Source organism: Rhizobium sp. N621, assembly GCF_001664325.1.
GTDB classification, from domain to species: domain Bacteria; phylum Pseudomonadota; class Alphaproteobacteria; order Rhizobiales; family Rhizobiaceae; genus Rhizobium; species Rhizobium esperanzae.
The window spans coordinates 271,721-286,022 of record NZ_CP013499.1 but is presented as its reverse complement, the minus strand read 5'-3'; the positions used below and the strand labels follow the sequence as shown (position 1 = coordinate 286,022).

13 protein-coding genes are annotated in these 14,302 nt (G+C 61.6%); 12 read left to right on the top strand and 1 reads right to left on the bottom strand.

Going from position 1 to position 14,302, the window contains the following annotated elements; genetic code table 11:
* The first annotated feature begins 26 nt into the window (after positions 1-26).
* From ehuR to doeB, 10 genes are all read left to right on the top strand, one after another.
* Positions 27-1,412: a MocR-like ectoine utilization transcription factor EhuR gene (gene ehuR / locus AMK00_RS28430; protein WP_064812538.1), complete on the top strand. Its 1,386-nt coding sequence runs from the start codon at positions 27-29 to the stop codon at positions 1,410-1,412.
* Between the two features lie 122 nt (positions 1,413-1,534).
* Positions 1,535-2,323 (top strand): ectoine/hydroxyectoine ABC transporter ATP-binding protein EhuA, encoded by a 789-nt coding sequence (gene ehuA / locus AMK00_RS28425; RefSeq protein WP_064812537.1) that lies wholly within the window; start codon positions 1,535-1,537, stop codon positions 2,321-2,323.
* Positions 2,324-2,382: 59 nt separating this feature from the next.
* Positions 2,383-3,231, top strand: coding sequence for an ectoine/hydroxyectoine ABC transporter substrate-binding protein EhuB (ehuB, locus tag AMK00_RS28420; protein WP_016735739.1), 849 nt, complete (start codon positions 2,383-2,385; stop codon positions 3,229-3,231).
* 74 nt (positions 3,232-3,305) lie between these two features.
* A complete protein-coding gene (gene ehuC, locus AMK00_RS28415; protein WP_064812536.1) occupies positions 3,306-3,965 on the top strand; it encodes an ectoine/hydroxyectoine ABC transporter permease subunit EhuC in 660 nt (219 codons plus the stop codon).
* Positions 3,966-3,969: 4 nt separating this feature from the next.
* Positions 3,970-4,629 (top strand): ectoine/hydroxyectoine ABC transporter permease subunit EhuD, encoded by a 660-nt coding sequence (gene ehuD, locus AMK00_RS28410; protein ID WP_064812535.1) that lies wholly within the window; start codon positions 3,970-3,972, stop codon positions 4,627-4,629.
* Position 4,630: 1 nt separating this feature from the next.
* On the top strand, positions 4,631-5,410 hold the full coding sequence (gene eutA, locus AMK00_RS28405; protein WP_064812534.1) for an ectoine utilization protein EutA: 780 nt from the start codon (positions 4,631-4,633) through the stop codon (positions 5,408-5,410).
* A 4-nt stretch (positions 5,411-5,414) separates the two neighbouring features.
* Positions 5,415-6,416: a hydroxyectoine utilization dehydratase EutB gene (gene eutB / locus AMK00_RS28400; protein ID WP_064812533.1), complete on the top strand. Its 1,002-nt coding sequence runs from the start codon at positions 5,415-5,417 to the stop codon at positions 6,414-6,416.
* Complete coding sequence (gene eutC / locus AMK00_RS28395; RefSeq protein WP_064812532.1) at positions 6,413-7,405, top strand: ectoine utilization protein EutC; 993 nt, start codon at positions 6,413-6,415, stop codon at positions 7,403-7,405. The genes eutB and eutC overlap by 4 nt, the downstream gene beginning before the upstream one ends.
* A gap of 32 nt (positions 7,406-7,437) precedes the next feature.
* Complete coding sequence (gene doeA, locus AMK00_RS28390; protein WP_064812531.1) at positions 7,438-8,619, top strand: ectoine hydrolase DoeA; 1,182 nt, start codon at positions 7,438-7,440, stop codon at positions 8,617-8,619.
* 7 nt (positions 8,620-8,626) lie between these two features.
* On the top strand, positions 8,627-9,634 hold the full coding sequence (gene doeB, locus AMK00_RS28385) for a N(2)-acetyl-L-2,4-diaminobutanoate deacetylase DoeB (protein ID WP_064812530.1): 1,008 nt from the start codon (positions 8,627-8,629) through the stop codon (positions 9,632-9,634).
* A 40-nt stretch (positions 9,635-9,674) separates the two neighbouring features.
* On the opposite strand, the gene AMK00_RS28380 is transcribed toward doeB, so the two are convergent.
* Positions 9,675-11,492 (bottom strand): methyl-accepting chemotaxis protein, encoded by a 1,818-nt coding sequence (locus AMK00_RS28380; RefSeq protein WP_064812529.1) that lies wholly within the window; start codon positions 11,490-11,492, stop codon positions 9,675-9,677.
* 564 nt (positions 11,493-12,056) lie between these two features.
* Here AMK00_RS28380 and AMK00_RS28375 point away from each other — a divergent pair.
* Both AMK00_RS28375 and AMK00_RS28370 read left to right on the top strand, forming a co-directional pair.
* Entirely contained in the window at positions 12,057-12,704 is a 648-nt protein-coding gene (locus AMK00_RS28375) for a TetR/AcrR family transcriptional regulator (RefSeq protein ID WP_064813181.1), read from the top strand.
* A gap of 735 nt (positions 12,705-13,439) precedes the next feature.
* The gene (locus AMK00_RS28370; RefSeq protein WP_064812528.1) at positions 13,440-14,279 is read left to right on the top strand and encodes a transporter substrate-binding domain-containing protein; all 840 of its coding nucleotides are present in this window, start codon (positions 13,440-13,442) and stop codon (positions 14,277-14,279) included.
* Positions 14,280-14,302 lie beyond the last annotated feature (23 nt).

Genomic DNA, 14,302 nt, shown 5'->3' with positions numbered 1-14,302 from the left:
AACTGATTTTCAGCAGTGTTGAAATCATGACAAATTGGCGCCCCGATCCCTCGCAACTCCGCCGGCCTGCCTATCTCTCGCTCGCCGAGCAGATCGCCAATGCGATCACCGACGGCAAGCTCTCCGACGGCATGCAATTGCCGCCGCATCGCAAGCTGGCGGATGATCTGCATCTTTCCGTGCAGACGGTGAGCCGAGCCTATGACGAACTGAGCCGCCGGGGGCTGATATCAGGCGAGATCGGACGCGGCAGCTTCGTGCAGACGCGGCCGCGCGAGCCGGAACCACCTTATCTGCCGGAACGGCTGGGCGAGGTGATCGATCTCTCTATCCTGAAGCCGGTCTGCGAGCAGATTCATCTGGAAAGGCTGCGCCAGGCCTTTGGCTGGCTCTCCGAAAATCTGCCGTCGAGCTCGGCCCTGTCGTTCCGGCCGAACATGGTCTTTCCCCGCCATCGCGTCGTTGCCACGGAATGGCTGGCGCGCTGCGGCCTCGACGTATCGCCGCTGAACATCAGTCTGACGAATGGCGCGACATCGGGCATGACCGTGGCGCTGATGAGCGTCGCCCCGCCCGGTTCGACCATTGCGACCGAGGCGATCAGCCATCATACGCTGGTGCCGCTCTCCACCTATCTCGGCCTGCATCTCGAGGGGCTGGCGATCGACGAGGAGGGCATGATTCCCGAAGCGCTGGACGAGGCCTGCCGGACGGGGCCGATCCGGGCGATCTTCCTGCAGCCGTCGGTGATCAATCCGATGGCGGCGCTGATGAGCGCAGAGCGCCGGCAGGCGCTCGCTGCCGTTGCCGCCAAGCATGACATAGCGATCATCGAAAACGACATTCTGGGGCCGATGGTCGAGGACCGCGCGCCGCCGATGGCCGCCTTCGCGCCGGAGCGGACGCTTTACGTCACGAGCTTCACGAAGATCACCGTTCCGGGCCTCAGGATCGGTTATCTCGCAGCGCCGGACCGCTATGTCGCCGCCGTTGCCAACCGGCATCTGGTCTCCAGTTGGATGGCGACGCCGGCGATTGCCGAAATCGCCACCCGCTGGGTCAGCGACGGCACGGCGATGGAGCTCGTCAACTGGCAGCGCCGCGCCCTTGTCGGGCGCCATGCAATCGCGGCGGAGATGCTGGCCGGCCTGTCCTATCGAACGCATCCGCAAAGCCTGCATGTCTGGCTGCCGCTTTTCGGCAGCCATACGGAGGATGGTTTCGTGTCGCAGGCAAGGCTGCGCGGCGTGGCGATCGCGCCGGGCAAATCCTTCCGCACCGCCGATCACGGCTGGACGCCGGCGGTACGCATCTCGCTCGGCTCGACGACGGAAGGCGAGCTGCGGACGGGACTGGGGATCGTTGCCTCACTGGCACAGGGAAATCCCGAAGAGCTGCTGCTCGCGATTTGAGGCGGGCGCCTCATTTGCCGGCAGCCGCAGAATAATTGTCATGATATTATTTTACGAATTGACATGATTTTCGAGCGCCGTCATCGTTAGGTCATTGCTTGTCTCAACAAGGAGAGACATGAATGCCTGCGCCGCCCATCATCCGCATCGACAACATCGTCAAGAGATACGGCCCGCTGACCGTGCTCGACGGCCTGTCGATGAATGTCATGCCGGGCGAGAAGCTGGCGCTGATCGGGCCGTCCGGCTCCGGCAAGACGACGATCCTGCGCATTCTGATGACGCTGGAGACGATCAGCGGCGGTCATATCGAGGTCGATGGCGAACAGCTCTATCATATGCCGAACGGTGGCGGACTTGTGCCGGCCGATGAGCGGCATCTGCATCGCATGCGCGAGAAGATCGGCATGGTTTTCCAGCACTTCAATCTGTTTCCGCACAAATGCGTCCTCGACAACGTGACGCTGGCACCCATGTTGACCAAGGGTATCAAGCGGCCGCAAGCCGAGAAGCGGGCGATGGAGCTTCTCGAGATGGTCGGCCTTGCCGACAAGGCCAGAAGCGTCCCGGCGCAGCTTTCCGGCGGGCAGAAGCAGCGTGTCGCCATCGCCCGGGCGCTGGCCCTGTCGCCGAAGATCATGCTGTTCGACGAGGTGACCTCGGCACTCGACCCGGAACTCGTCGAGGAGGTGCTGAACGTCATGCGGAAGCTCGCCTCCGAGACCGATATGACGATGCTTCTCGTCACCCACGAAATGGGTTTCGCCCACGACTTTGCCGACCGCGTGCTGTTTTTCGATCGCGGCAGGATCGTCGAGGAAGGCAAGCCCGGCGACATCTTCCGCAATCCGACACAGGAACGGACGCAGACCTTCCTGCGCAAGATCATCGCGGCAGGGCACCGCGTCTGACCTCAGACATTGCCCGCGAACAACAAAACTCAAAGAGAAAGCCAGAGGAGTTGGGAACGATGAAAGCAGGATATGTTTTGAGCGCCGTCAGCCTGTCGGTGCTTCTGGTTACGGCGGCCGCCCCGGCATCCGCCGCCGATGACAAGCTCGAACAGCTGAAGGAGCAGGGTTTCGCCCGCATCGCCATCGCCAACGAGCCGCCATTCACCGCCGTCGGCGCCGACGGCAAGGTGTCGGGCGCCGCCCCCGATGTGGCGCGTGTGATCTTCGAAAAACTCGGCGTCAAGGAAGTGGTCGCCTCGATCTCGGAATACGGCGCGATGATCCCCGGCCTGCAGGCCGGCCGACACGACGCAATTACGGCGGGCCTTTTCATGAAACCCGAACGCTGCAACGCCGTTGCCTATTCCGAACCGATCCTGTGCGATGCCGAAGCCTTTGCTCTCAAGAAGGGCAACCCGCTGAAGCTGACGAGCTACAAGGATATCGCCGACAATCCGAACGCCAAGATCGGTGCGCCGGGCGGCGGCACTGAGGAAAAGCTGGCGCTGGAAGCCGGCGTGCCGCGTGACCGCGTCATCGTCGTTCCGGATGGGCAAAGCGGTATCAAGATGCTGCAGGACGGCCGCATCGACGTCTATTCGCTGCCGGTCCTGTCGATCCACGATCTGATGGACAAGGCGAAGGATCCGAACCTCGAAACCGTCGCCCCCGTCGTCAACGCGCCGGTCTATTGCGACGGCGCCGCCTTCCGCAAGCAGGACGTCGCGCTGCGCGATGCCTTCGACGTCGAGCTGAAGAAGCTGAAGGAATCCGGTGAATTCGCCAAGATCATCGAACCCTACGGCTTCTCGGCCAAGGCGGCGATGTCGACGAGCCGCGAAAAGCTCTGCGCCGCCGCCAAGTAACCTGATGTAAGCAGCCGGCCATGCTCCTGATGGCCGGTTGCCCTTCACACCATCTCCAGAGAAATGAGCTGCCGATGTCGGTCTGGTCCGGCTATCTGACACTGATCCTTCAAGGCGCCCTGGTGACGCTCGAGCTGACGATCATGGGCTCGGCGCTGGCGCTCGTCATGGCCTTCCTGGCCGGCCTCGGCCGCCTGTCGCGCTTTTTTGCCGTCCGGGCTCTGGCGACCGCCTATATCGAATTCTTTCGCGGCACCTCGATCTTCGTCCAGCTCTTCTGGGTCTATTTCGTCCTGCCCTTCGCGGGATTGACGCTGACGCCGCTGCAGGCGGGCGTGCTGGCGCTCGGTCTGAATGTCGGCGCCTATGGGGCGGAGGTGGTGCGTGGCGCCGTCAAGGCCGTCGGGCGCGAACAATCGGAAGCCTGTATCGCGCTCAATCTGTCGCGATACCAGCGCATGCGCCACGTCATACTGCCGCAGGCGTTGCCGCTAATGCTGCCGACCTTCTGCAACAATGCGATCGAGCTTTTGAAGGGCACGGCCGTCGTGTCGCTGATCTCGCTGACCGACATGACCTTTCAGGCGCAAGTGGTGCGGGCGCAGACCGGCAATACGCTGGTGCCCTTCGCAACGATCCTCATCCTCTATTTCCTCATGGCCGCCGCCATCTCGGCGGCGATGCGCCTCTTGGAGCGACGGATGACACGCGGCCTCGACGGTATGAGGACTTGATCAAATGGAATGGGATTGGGATTTCGTCTGGCAGATCATGCCGACCCTTCTCGAAGGGTTCAAGATCACCATTCTCGCGACCATCCTCGGCGCTGCTGTCGCCATGGTCGCAGGCCTCGCGCTTGCCATCGCGCGGCGGTCACCGGTCGCCGCCATTTCCGGAACGGTCGGCTTCGTCTCGGAATTCATCCGCGGTACGCCGCTGCTGGTGCAGCTCTACTTCATCTTCTACGTCCTGCCGGATATCGGCATCCGGCTGTCGCCGCTCACCGCCGGCGTCATCGGCATGGGCATTCATTATGCGACCTATACGGCCGAGGTCTATCGCGCCGGCATCGAGAACGTTTCGCGCGGACAATGGGAAGCGGCCAGGGCCACCAATCTGACCACGCGCCAGGCCTGGATCCACGTGATCTTGCCGCAGGCGATCCCGCCAATGATCCCGGCGCTCGCCAATTATTTCATCGCCATGTTCAAGGAAACGCCACTGCTATCGGCGATCACCGTGCTGGAACTGATGAACCAGGCCAAAAGCATCGCCAATAGCAACTATCGCTATATTGAACCCATGACGCTCGTCGGCGTCTTCTTCCTCGTCATCAGCCTGGTCTCGGTCATGGGCTTGCGCTGGCTTGAGGAGCGCTATGCCAGGATGGATGACTGACATGACGAAATCGATCGAGATCATTCCCGCCGGCCGACTGCCACGGCTGGACGACCGGCCGCTGGAAAAACGCATCGGCCTCGTCATTCTGGCGACCGACCACACGACGGAAGCCGACTTCCGACGTATGGTCGCCAGCGACCGTATCGGCGTCTATGTCAGCCGCATTCACTACGCCAATCCCGTGACGGCGGAAAATCTCCTGAAGATGCAGCCGTCGCTGACCCAAGGCGCAGGGCTCATTCTGCCGGGTGAGACGCTGGATGCCGTCATGTATTCCTGCACCGCCGCCTCGGTCGTGATCGGCGACCGCAAGATCGAGGAAGCGATCCATGCGGCCAAGCCGGGCGTTTCAGTGGTGACGCCAACGGCGGCTGCTGTAGAAGCCCTGAAGGCGCTAGGCGCTAGGCGGATTTCCGTGCTGACACCCTATACGATCGAAACCAGCCGGCCGATGGCGGATTATTTCACCCGTCTTGGTTTTGCGATCGACCGCTTTACCTGCCTCGGTCTGAGCGACGACCGCGAGATGGCACGGATTACGCCGGATGAAATAGCCGCCTTTGCCCGCCAGGCGCTGGCGCCGCAATCCGATGCACTGTTCATTTCCTGCACCGCCGTGCGCGCCGCACAGGTCGCCCCCCGCATCGAAGCCGAGACGGGCAAGCCGGTGGTGACCAGCAATCTCGCCACCGCCTGGGCCTGCCTGCGGCTTTGCGGCGACGATCAGCCGCGGCCCGAGCTCGGTCAACTGATGACCAGGCCCTATGGGGAAGGCTGAGCGCATGAGGGGCCCCTTGCCAGTTTCCTTGGAGGATATCCGTGCGGCGGCGCACCGGATCGCCGGCCGTGTTGTGGAAACGCCGATCGTTTCGTCGGCATCGCTCGGCGAGATCGCGGGCGTTCCGGTCTGGCTGAAGCTCGAACATCGTCAGACGACGGGCAGCTTCAAACTTCGCGGGGCGACCAATGCAGCAGCGTCGTTGTCGCCGGCGGAACGCGTGCGCGGCGTCGTCGCCGCCTCGACGGGAAATCACGGCCGGGCGCTTGCCCATGCGGCGAAGGCACAAGGCATGGCCGCGACGATCTGCATGTCGCGGCTGGTGCCGGCGAACAAGGTTTCAGAAATCCGCCGTCTCGGCGCCGATGTGCGCATCGTCGGTCGATCACAGGACGAGGCGCAGGAGGAGGTGGACCGGCTGGTGCGAGAGCAAGGGTTGGTGATGGTCCCGCCTTTTGACCATCCGGCTGTCGTGGCCGGGCAGGGGACGCTGGGGCTCGAGATCGTCGATGCATTGCCGGAGACAGCGACGGTTCTGGTGCCGCTCTCGGGTGGCGGCCTTGCTGCGGGCGTTGCCGCTGCGATCAAGGGCGTCAATCCGAAAACGAGAGTGATCGGCCTGACGATGGAACGCGGCGCCGCGATGAAAGCGAGCCTCGATGCCGGACGGCCGGTGCAGGTCGAGGAAGTGAGAAGCCTTGCGGATTCGCTCGGCGGTGGCATCGGCCTCGACAATCGCGTGACTTTCACCATGTGCCAGGCGCTTCTCGACGAGGTCGTCCTGCTGACGGAGGCGGAGATCGCCGCAGGCATGCGTCATGCCTATGCCTGTGAGCGTGAGATCGTCGAGGGCGCGGGAGCGGTCGGAATAGCAGCGCTGCTGGCGGGCAAGATCAGCTCCGGCGGCCCGGTCGTTGCGATCCTTTCGGGGCGGAATGTCGACATGGAACAGCACCGCCGGGTGATCAACGGAGAGGGTACGGCATTCACGGAGGATGGCCCATGAACCGCATGATCATTTTGACGGAAGCGGAATTGCGCAAGATCGTGGTGCTCGATCGCGATGCGGTCGCCTGCATCGAGCAGGCTTTCGCGGCGCTTGCAACGAAGGCGGTCGCCATGCCGCCGATTCTGCGGCTCGACATTCCGGAATATCGGGGTGAGGTCGATGTGAAGACCGCCTACGTTCCGGGCATTGAAGGTTTCGCCATCAAGATCAGCCCCGGTTTCTTCGACAATCCAAAGATCGGCCTGCCGAGCACCAATGGCATGATGGTGCTGCTGTCCAGCCGGACAGGTCTGGTACAGGCGCTGCTTCTGGACAATGGCTATCTCACGGATGTGCGCACCGCGGCAGCCGGCGCCGTCGCTGCGAAATACCTGTCACGGCAAGACTCCAGCGTGGCCGCAATTTTCGGCGCCGGAATGCAGGCTCGGCTGCAGCTCGAAGCACTGACGCTGGTGCGACCTATCGCCGAGGCCAGGATCTGGGCCCGTGATGCCGCCAAGGCGCAGAAGGCAGCGGCCGAATTGCGCGGAGAACTCGGATTTCCCGTCATCGCTGCGTCGGATCCGAGAGAGGCAATCTCCGGTGCCGACATTATCGTGACCACCACGCCTGCGGAAAAACCGATCGTCGAAGCCGGGTGGCTCGAACCCGGGCAGCATGTGACAGCCATGGGATCGGATGCGGAGCACAAGAACGAAATCGATCCCGTGGCCATCGCTCGGGGCGGCCTTTATGTCGCCGACAGTCTGAAACAGACGCGCCGCCTCGGCGAGCTGCATCACGCAATCGAAGCCGGTCTGGTCGCGGCCGATGCCGATTTCGCCGAGCTCGGCCGGATCGTTTCCGGCCGGATGCCGGGCAGAACGAGCAGCGAGCAGATCACCATTGCCGACCTCACCGGCACCGGCATCCAGGACACCGCTATCGCCACTCTCGCCTTCGCCCGCGCCGGCGCGATGAAGGCAGGAACCACGTTCGAAAGCTGACCGGCGCGGCGCCGGAAAAGAAGGGAAGAAACATGACCCAGCCCAATCTGAAGTTTTCGCTCGGCGAATATGCCGCGCGGCTGGAAAAAACACGACGTGCCATGGAAGCGAAGGGTGTGGACCTGCTTATTGTCAGCGATCCCTCGAACATGGCCTGGCTGACCGGCTATGACGGTTGGTCCTTCTACGTGCATCAGGCGGTGATCGTGCCGCCGCAGGGCGAGCCGATCTGGTTCGGCCGCGGCCAGGACGCCAATGGCGCCAAGCTCACCGCCTACGTCAAGCACGACAATATCGTCGGCTATCCCGATCACTACGTGCAGTCCACCGAGCGTCATCCAATGGATTACCTCTCCGGCATCCTGACGGAGCGCGGCTTCGCCAAGCTGACGATCGGCGTCGAGATGGACAATTACTGGTTTTCCGCCGCCGCCTTCGCTGCGCTGCAGAGGCATCTGCCGAATGCGCGCTTCGTCGACGCGACCGCGCTGGTCAACTGGCAGCGCGCGGTCAAGAGCGAGACCGAAATCAAGTACATGCGCAATGCCGCCCGGATTGTGGAAGCCATGCACGCCCGCATCTTCGACAAGATCGAGGTCGGCATGCGCAAGTGCGATCTGGTAGCGGAAATCTATGACGCCGGCACCCGCGGCGTCGACGGCATCGGCGGCGACTATCCGGCCATCGTGCCGCTGCTGCCGTCCGGCGTCGAAGCATCCGCACCGCATCTGACCTGGGACGACCGGCCGTTGAGGAAGGGGGAGGGCACCTTCTTTGAGATCGCCGGCTGCTACAACCGCTATCATCTGCCGCTGTCGCGCACCGTCTTCCTCGGCAAGCCGACGCAGGCCTTTCTCGACGCCGAAAAGGCGACGTTGGAAGGCATGGAAGCCGGTCTTGCGGTCGCCAGACCCGGCAATAGCTGCGAGGATATCGCCAATGCCTTCTTCGCGGTGCTGAAGAAATACGGGATCGTCAAGGACAACCGCACGGGTTATCCGATCGGGCTTTCCTATCCGCCGGACTGGGGCGAGCGCACCATGAGCCTGCGGCCCGGCGACCGGACGGAGCTGAAGCCCGGCATGACCTTCCATTTCATGACTGGCCTCTGGCTTGACGATATGGGGTTCGAGACGACGGAGAGCATTCTCATCACCGAAAGCGGTGTCGAGTGCCTCGCCAACGTGCCGCGCAAGCTGATGGTCAAGGATTGAGGCTGTCATGACAGAGACACGCTTGCGGCCGTCGCCGATCAGCGAGACGGTGGATTTCGCCGCCGAGGGCGTCCAGCACGGGTTCCTCAGGCTGCCCCACAGCCGCGACGATTCCGCTTGGGGCTCGGTGATGGTTCCCATAACGGTCGTCAGGAACGGCAAGGGACCGACGGCGCTCCTGACCGGCGGCAATCATGGCGACGAGTACGAGGGACCGATTGCGCTGTTTGATCTCGCCCGCTCGCTGCAGGCAGAGGAGGTGAGCGGCGCTGTCATCATCGTGCCGGCAATGAATTACCCGGCATTCCTTGCAGGAACCCGGACATCGCCGATCGACAGAGGCAACATGAACCGCAGCTTCCCGGGTCGTCCGGACGGCACGGTGACCGAAAGGATCGCCGATTATTTCCAGCGTGTGCTTCTGCCGATGGCGGATCTCGTGCTCGACTTCCACTCCGGCGGCAAGACGCTCGATTTTCTGCCGTTCTGCGCAGCGCACATCCTGCCGAACAAACAACAGGAGGCGCAGGCGTTCGATTTCGTGACAGCCTTTGCCGCACCCTATTCGATGAAGATGCTGGAGATCGATGCGGTCGGCATGTACGACACGGCGGCCGAAGACATGGGCAAGATCTTCATCACCACCGAGCTCGGCGGTGGAGGTACCTCCACGGCCAGAACAGCGGCGATCGCCAAACGCGGTACCATGAACGTGCTGCGACATGCCGGTATCGTCTCGGGCTCCGTGCATACGGGCCCGACAACGTGGCTGGATATGCCGGATGGCCGCTGCTTCTCCTTCGCAGAAGAAGGCGGATTGATCGAACCCGCGGTCGACCTCGGTGAAGCGGTCGCCAAGGATGCCGTCATCGCTCGCATCTACCCGACGGGCAGGACGGGTGAGGCGCCGCGCGAGATCCGTGCCGCCATGGACGGTATTCTCTGCGCGCGGCATTTCCCGGGGCTGGTCAAATCAGGCGATTGCGTTGGGGTCGTGGCGATCGTGACGAACTGACGACGACTGGCGCGTGATGAACGTCACCGTCCAATCAACATCAAGCTGCCTTCCGCGCTCTTGACCCGGCAGCTGCCGCATCGGTCTGGAAGCGACCGACAATCCCTTCCAGCGTCTGCGTCTGGCCGCCGAGCGCACGGCAGGCTGAGACCGTTTCCGCGGCCATGGCGGCGTTGCGCTGCGTGACCTCATCGAGCGCGTTGACGGAAGCATTGATTTGCCCGATCGCCACCGCCTGCTCGGAGGAAACCGAAACGATGCGGGCGATCAGGCCGGCGACCTGCTCGACCTGGCCTTCGATTTCCATAAGCGCCTTGCCGGTGCGGTTGACGAGCTCCACGCCGGTGGAAACCTGAGACGATGACGTGGAAATCAGAGATCTGATCTCCTTGGCGGCATTGGCCGAACGGAGGGCGAGCTCACGCACTTCCTGCGCTACAACGGCGAAGCCTTTGCCCGCTTCGCCGGCGCGGGCGGCTTCCACACCGGCGTTGAGCGCCAGAAGGTTGGTCTGGAAGGCGATCTCGTCGATGACGTTGACGATCTCGCCGATCTGGGCGGATGAACCTTCGATCCGTTCCATGGCGGCAATCGCATCGCGAACGATGGCCGCCGAATGTTCGGCGCTGTTGCGCGTCTCGGCCATCATGCCGGTCGCCTTGCCGGCATGGTTCGAAGCATCCTTGGCCTTGGCGTTCATTTCGCCGAGCGCGCTCGTAGCCTCTTCGAGCATCGCTGCCTGCTGTTCGGTACGCAATGCGAGGCTGTCGGCGGCATTTGTGATGCCGGCGGAAGAGCTGCCGACCTGCCTGGAGGTCTGGGCGACCTCCGCCATCGAAACGCAAAGCGCATCCAGGCTGTCGTTGAACTTGGCACGCAACGTTTCGTAGGCCGGTGCGAAGGCTGCGGTGATGCGGCAATCGAGATTGCCGAGCGAGAGCTGGTCCAGGCCGTAGGTCAGTTCCTCGATCACCGTTTCGCGTCGTTGGTCCTCGGCGGCCTTTTCAGCCATCTGGCTGCGTTCCCGCTGGAATTCCTGATCGCGAAGCGCCGTCTCGCACTTCTGGGCATCTTGTCGTTCCAGCGCATTGCGGCGGAACACCGCCACAGCCTTGGACATGGCGCCGATCTCGTCGGAGCGGTCGGAATAGGGAACCTCGGTCGAAAAATCGCCTTCGGCGAGGCTGCCCATATAGGCCTTCATGCCATCCAGTGGCACAATGGCTCGACGGCGCAGAAAATAGAGCCCGACCAGCAACAGGGCGAAGGAGCCGAAGCCCGCGGCGCCCGCATAGATTGTCCAGGTTACGATTTCCGAAGCGGCATTGCTCTCTTCGTCTTTCAGGAAAGCGTCGGAATTGGCGACGAGCTTCTCTACAGCATCCTGATGCGCATGGAAGGCGACGCGCAACTGCTCGATCGCGCCATGTGCTTTACTTTCGTCCTTGGCGTTCAAGGCGGGGATGATTTCGCGGTTCATCACCTGCCAGAATACATCGCCCTTGGCGAGCACATCGCTTTCGAGCTCATCCTTCAAAGACTGCGGCAACCGGGTGGTTTTCCAATAGGCGCGACGGTCGTCGTAAGCGGCTTTCAGATTGGCGATCTTCCCCAGATTGGTTTCGGTGAGTTCGGGGAATTTGCTCGCCTCGAAGGACAGCATGTAGGATTCGACCACAAAGAGAGGCGGCGGCAATATATCGGCGATGAGATCCTTGCCATAGACCACCTGCTCGTAAACCGGGCCATTGACTTTCAGCCTTTCAAGCGCCGATTGCTGCAATCCAATCGACATGAAAAGACCGGCTGAAACGGCGATGCCAAACGCCACCAGGCTGCGCGCAATGGTAAATGCCAAGACTCTCTCCAAATAACTTTGGGCTTCTCTTCTTCGAGATGCCTGATCTACGTATGCCATTATTTCTCAAGAACGCTGAAATATGGTTAACTTCTTACCCGAATGCGAAGTCGACTAACTGTCCGGAGTCGAGTAACCGTCCAAAATTGGGGTGATCGTCATATAGCCGTTTAGTCAGCCATCATCTGCTATTTACATTTAATGGCTGTGGCGGAAAAGCAGCTGCTGGCGAAGCCCCACTGGCCGAAACGGTCCCGCGCCAGCGGACGTGTCTCGGTCGAGCCGGCCGGTCGCAGTTGATTTTTTTTTAAATCAGACTACAGGAGAGGATGTTCTGGGATGCGGATGTCGGGCTCTTGCTTTAGGTAGGAAGAGACTGACGCGGCGGCAGAAGGGTCGACAAAAGCGCTATATCGCTAGAGGGTGGGGGCGCATCGCATTGCAGAATTATTTAGTTCTCTGAATCGAATTGCTGATGCCGCAACCGGAAAAATCATCCCTCAGATATAGCAGGCTGCTTTTCAGGATCGGTGGCATGCGCTTCGGCAAAGCGGTGTGATCGTCATGGATATTGCCGACGAGCGCGTAGATGAGCCGCGAAAGCGGGGGCGGCCGAAAGTCTCCAGCGACGAAGACAAGCGGACGCATATCGTTGAAGTCGCCCGCCGCGTTTTCGTAAAATATGGCTATGCCGGAAGCACGACCGCGGTCGTCGCCTCGGAGGCGGGTGTTTCCAAGCAGACGCTCTACAAGCTGTTTCAGAGCAAGGAAGAGCTGTTTGCCGCCGTGGTCGGCGCACACCGGCGCCTGATGCTCGACCTGCCGAGATCCGCTGAAGATATCCCGATCGCCGAGAGCCTCGAACGTATATTCATGATCGACATGGACGAGGAACTGGATGCGGAACGCGCCGGTTTCCTGCAGCTCGTCTTTCGGGAAGCGGCGCAATTTCCCGAGCTCATCGACATTCTCCAGCGCGAAGGCATACTCGCCAGCCGGCAGCATCTCGCTGACTGGCTCACCGATCGCCGGGCGGAGGGCAGGCTGTCGCTGGATGATCCGGAGAGCGGCGCCCGCATGCTGATGGATATGATCTTTGGCGGCATGGGCCCACCGGAAGGCCGCGTGCTGGCTTGGCCCGACCGGAGCCTGATGCTTGCCCATCTTCACCGCTGCATCGCGATCTTCGCCGCGGGCATCGGGGCCGCTTAGAGTGGAAGAGCGGCGCAGCAACTCTCGCTCTTTACACCGCCAATCTCTCGATTAAGTGCCTGCCGCTTGCCCCTCGACTGCCGTCACCGGCCGATTTCGACTTCCAATTCCTGATTGTATTATTGATAGAGCCATATGGTTCCATTAATTCGATTTCGCCATATTCACCTGGCCCCGCCTCTTTTCACCAAAGAACAGAAGCTTCAACCGCCGCTGACGATAGGCTTTCGCGCTACGTTGCCGTGTTGGAGCAATTTCAGCAAAAGTGCGTCGCGGTTGCGCGTCCGGAATTGCGGCTTCTCCGCCGATACGCTGCTCGCCGTGGCAACTAAAAAGCAGCGAAATGCGCCGACTGCATTTGTGGCGGGCTGAAGAAGACTCACCAGCCTCCGCTTTCGCTGAACTCGGAGTGCAGGGTCGTTCAGAGATATTTTGAGCACCCGAAAGTCGGCGAGAGGTTGTCCTGCTTCGCCGTCTGCGATGATGGGTTGCAATCTCTGCGGACTTGAAAGCCACCTGCCGGCCCAGAGCGTGCAGGTCGAATATTCACTTCAGCAGCCCTGATCTCGCTTCGATGTCTGCCGAGTAGCGCGCAGTGCGGCGACTTCATACTGCGCGTTTTTCGTCACAGCCCATTGACAATTCATCCGCAATGGCACTTGATACATCATTCCAGTAAAACAGACATGCGTCCATTATATTGGAATAATAGGAACTAATCACAAGGGGAACGCCATGACCATTTCCTTTCGCACCTGCGCGATGTCGCTGGCCGCCGCCGCGCTCATTTCCACGCCTGCACTGGCTGACGGCAGCAAGCTCGACGAAGTGCTGGCCCGCGGCCATCTTGTGCTCGGCACGGGCAGCACCAATGCGCCCTGGCATTTCAAGAGCGCGGACGACAAGCTTCAGGGCTTCGATGTCGACATGGGCCATATCGTCGCCAAGGCTCTGTTCGGCGATCCGGACAAGATCGAATTTGTCAACCAGTCGTCGGACGCCCGCATTCCGAACATCACCACCGATAAGGTCGATATCACCTGCCAGTTCATGACCGTTACGGGCGAACGCGCCCAGCAGGTCGCTTTCACCATTCCCTATTATCGTGAGGGCGTCGGCCTGATGCTCAAAGCGGATGGAAAATATGCCGATTATGCCGCGCTGAAGGCTGCCGGCTCCTCGGTCACCATATCGGTTCTCCAGAACGTCTATGCCGAAGCTATGGTGCACGCCGCATTGCCGGAGGCGACCGTCGACCAATACGAATCCGTCGACCTGATCTATCAGGCGCTGGAGTCGGGGCGCGCCGATGCCGCCGCCACGGACCAGTCGTCGCTCGCCTGGTACATGACGCAGAACCCGGGCCGCTACAAGGACGCCGGGTACGGCTGGAACCCACAGACCTATGCCTGCGCCGTCAAGCGAGGTGATCAGGACTGGCTGAACTTCGTCAACACCGCTCTTCACGAAGCGATGACCGGTGTCGAGTTCGATTTCTATGCCAAATCCTTCAAGACCTGGTTCGGCAAGGATCTGGCGCCGCCGCAGATCGGCTTCCCCGTCGAATTCAAGTAACCGCGATGCGGGGCGCGGGAGCG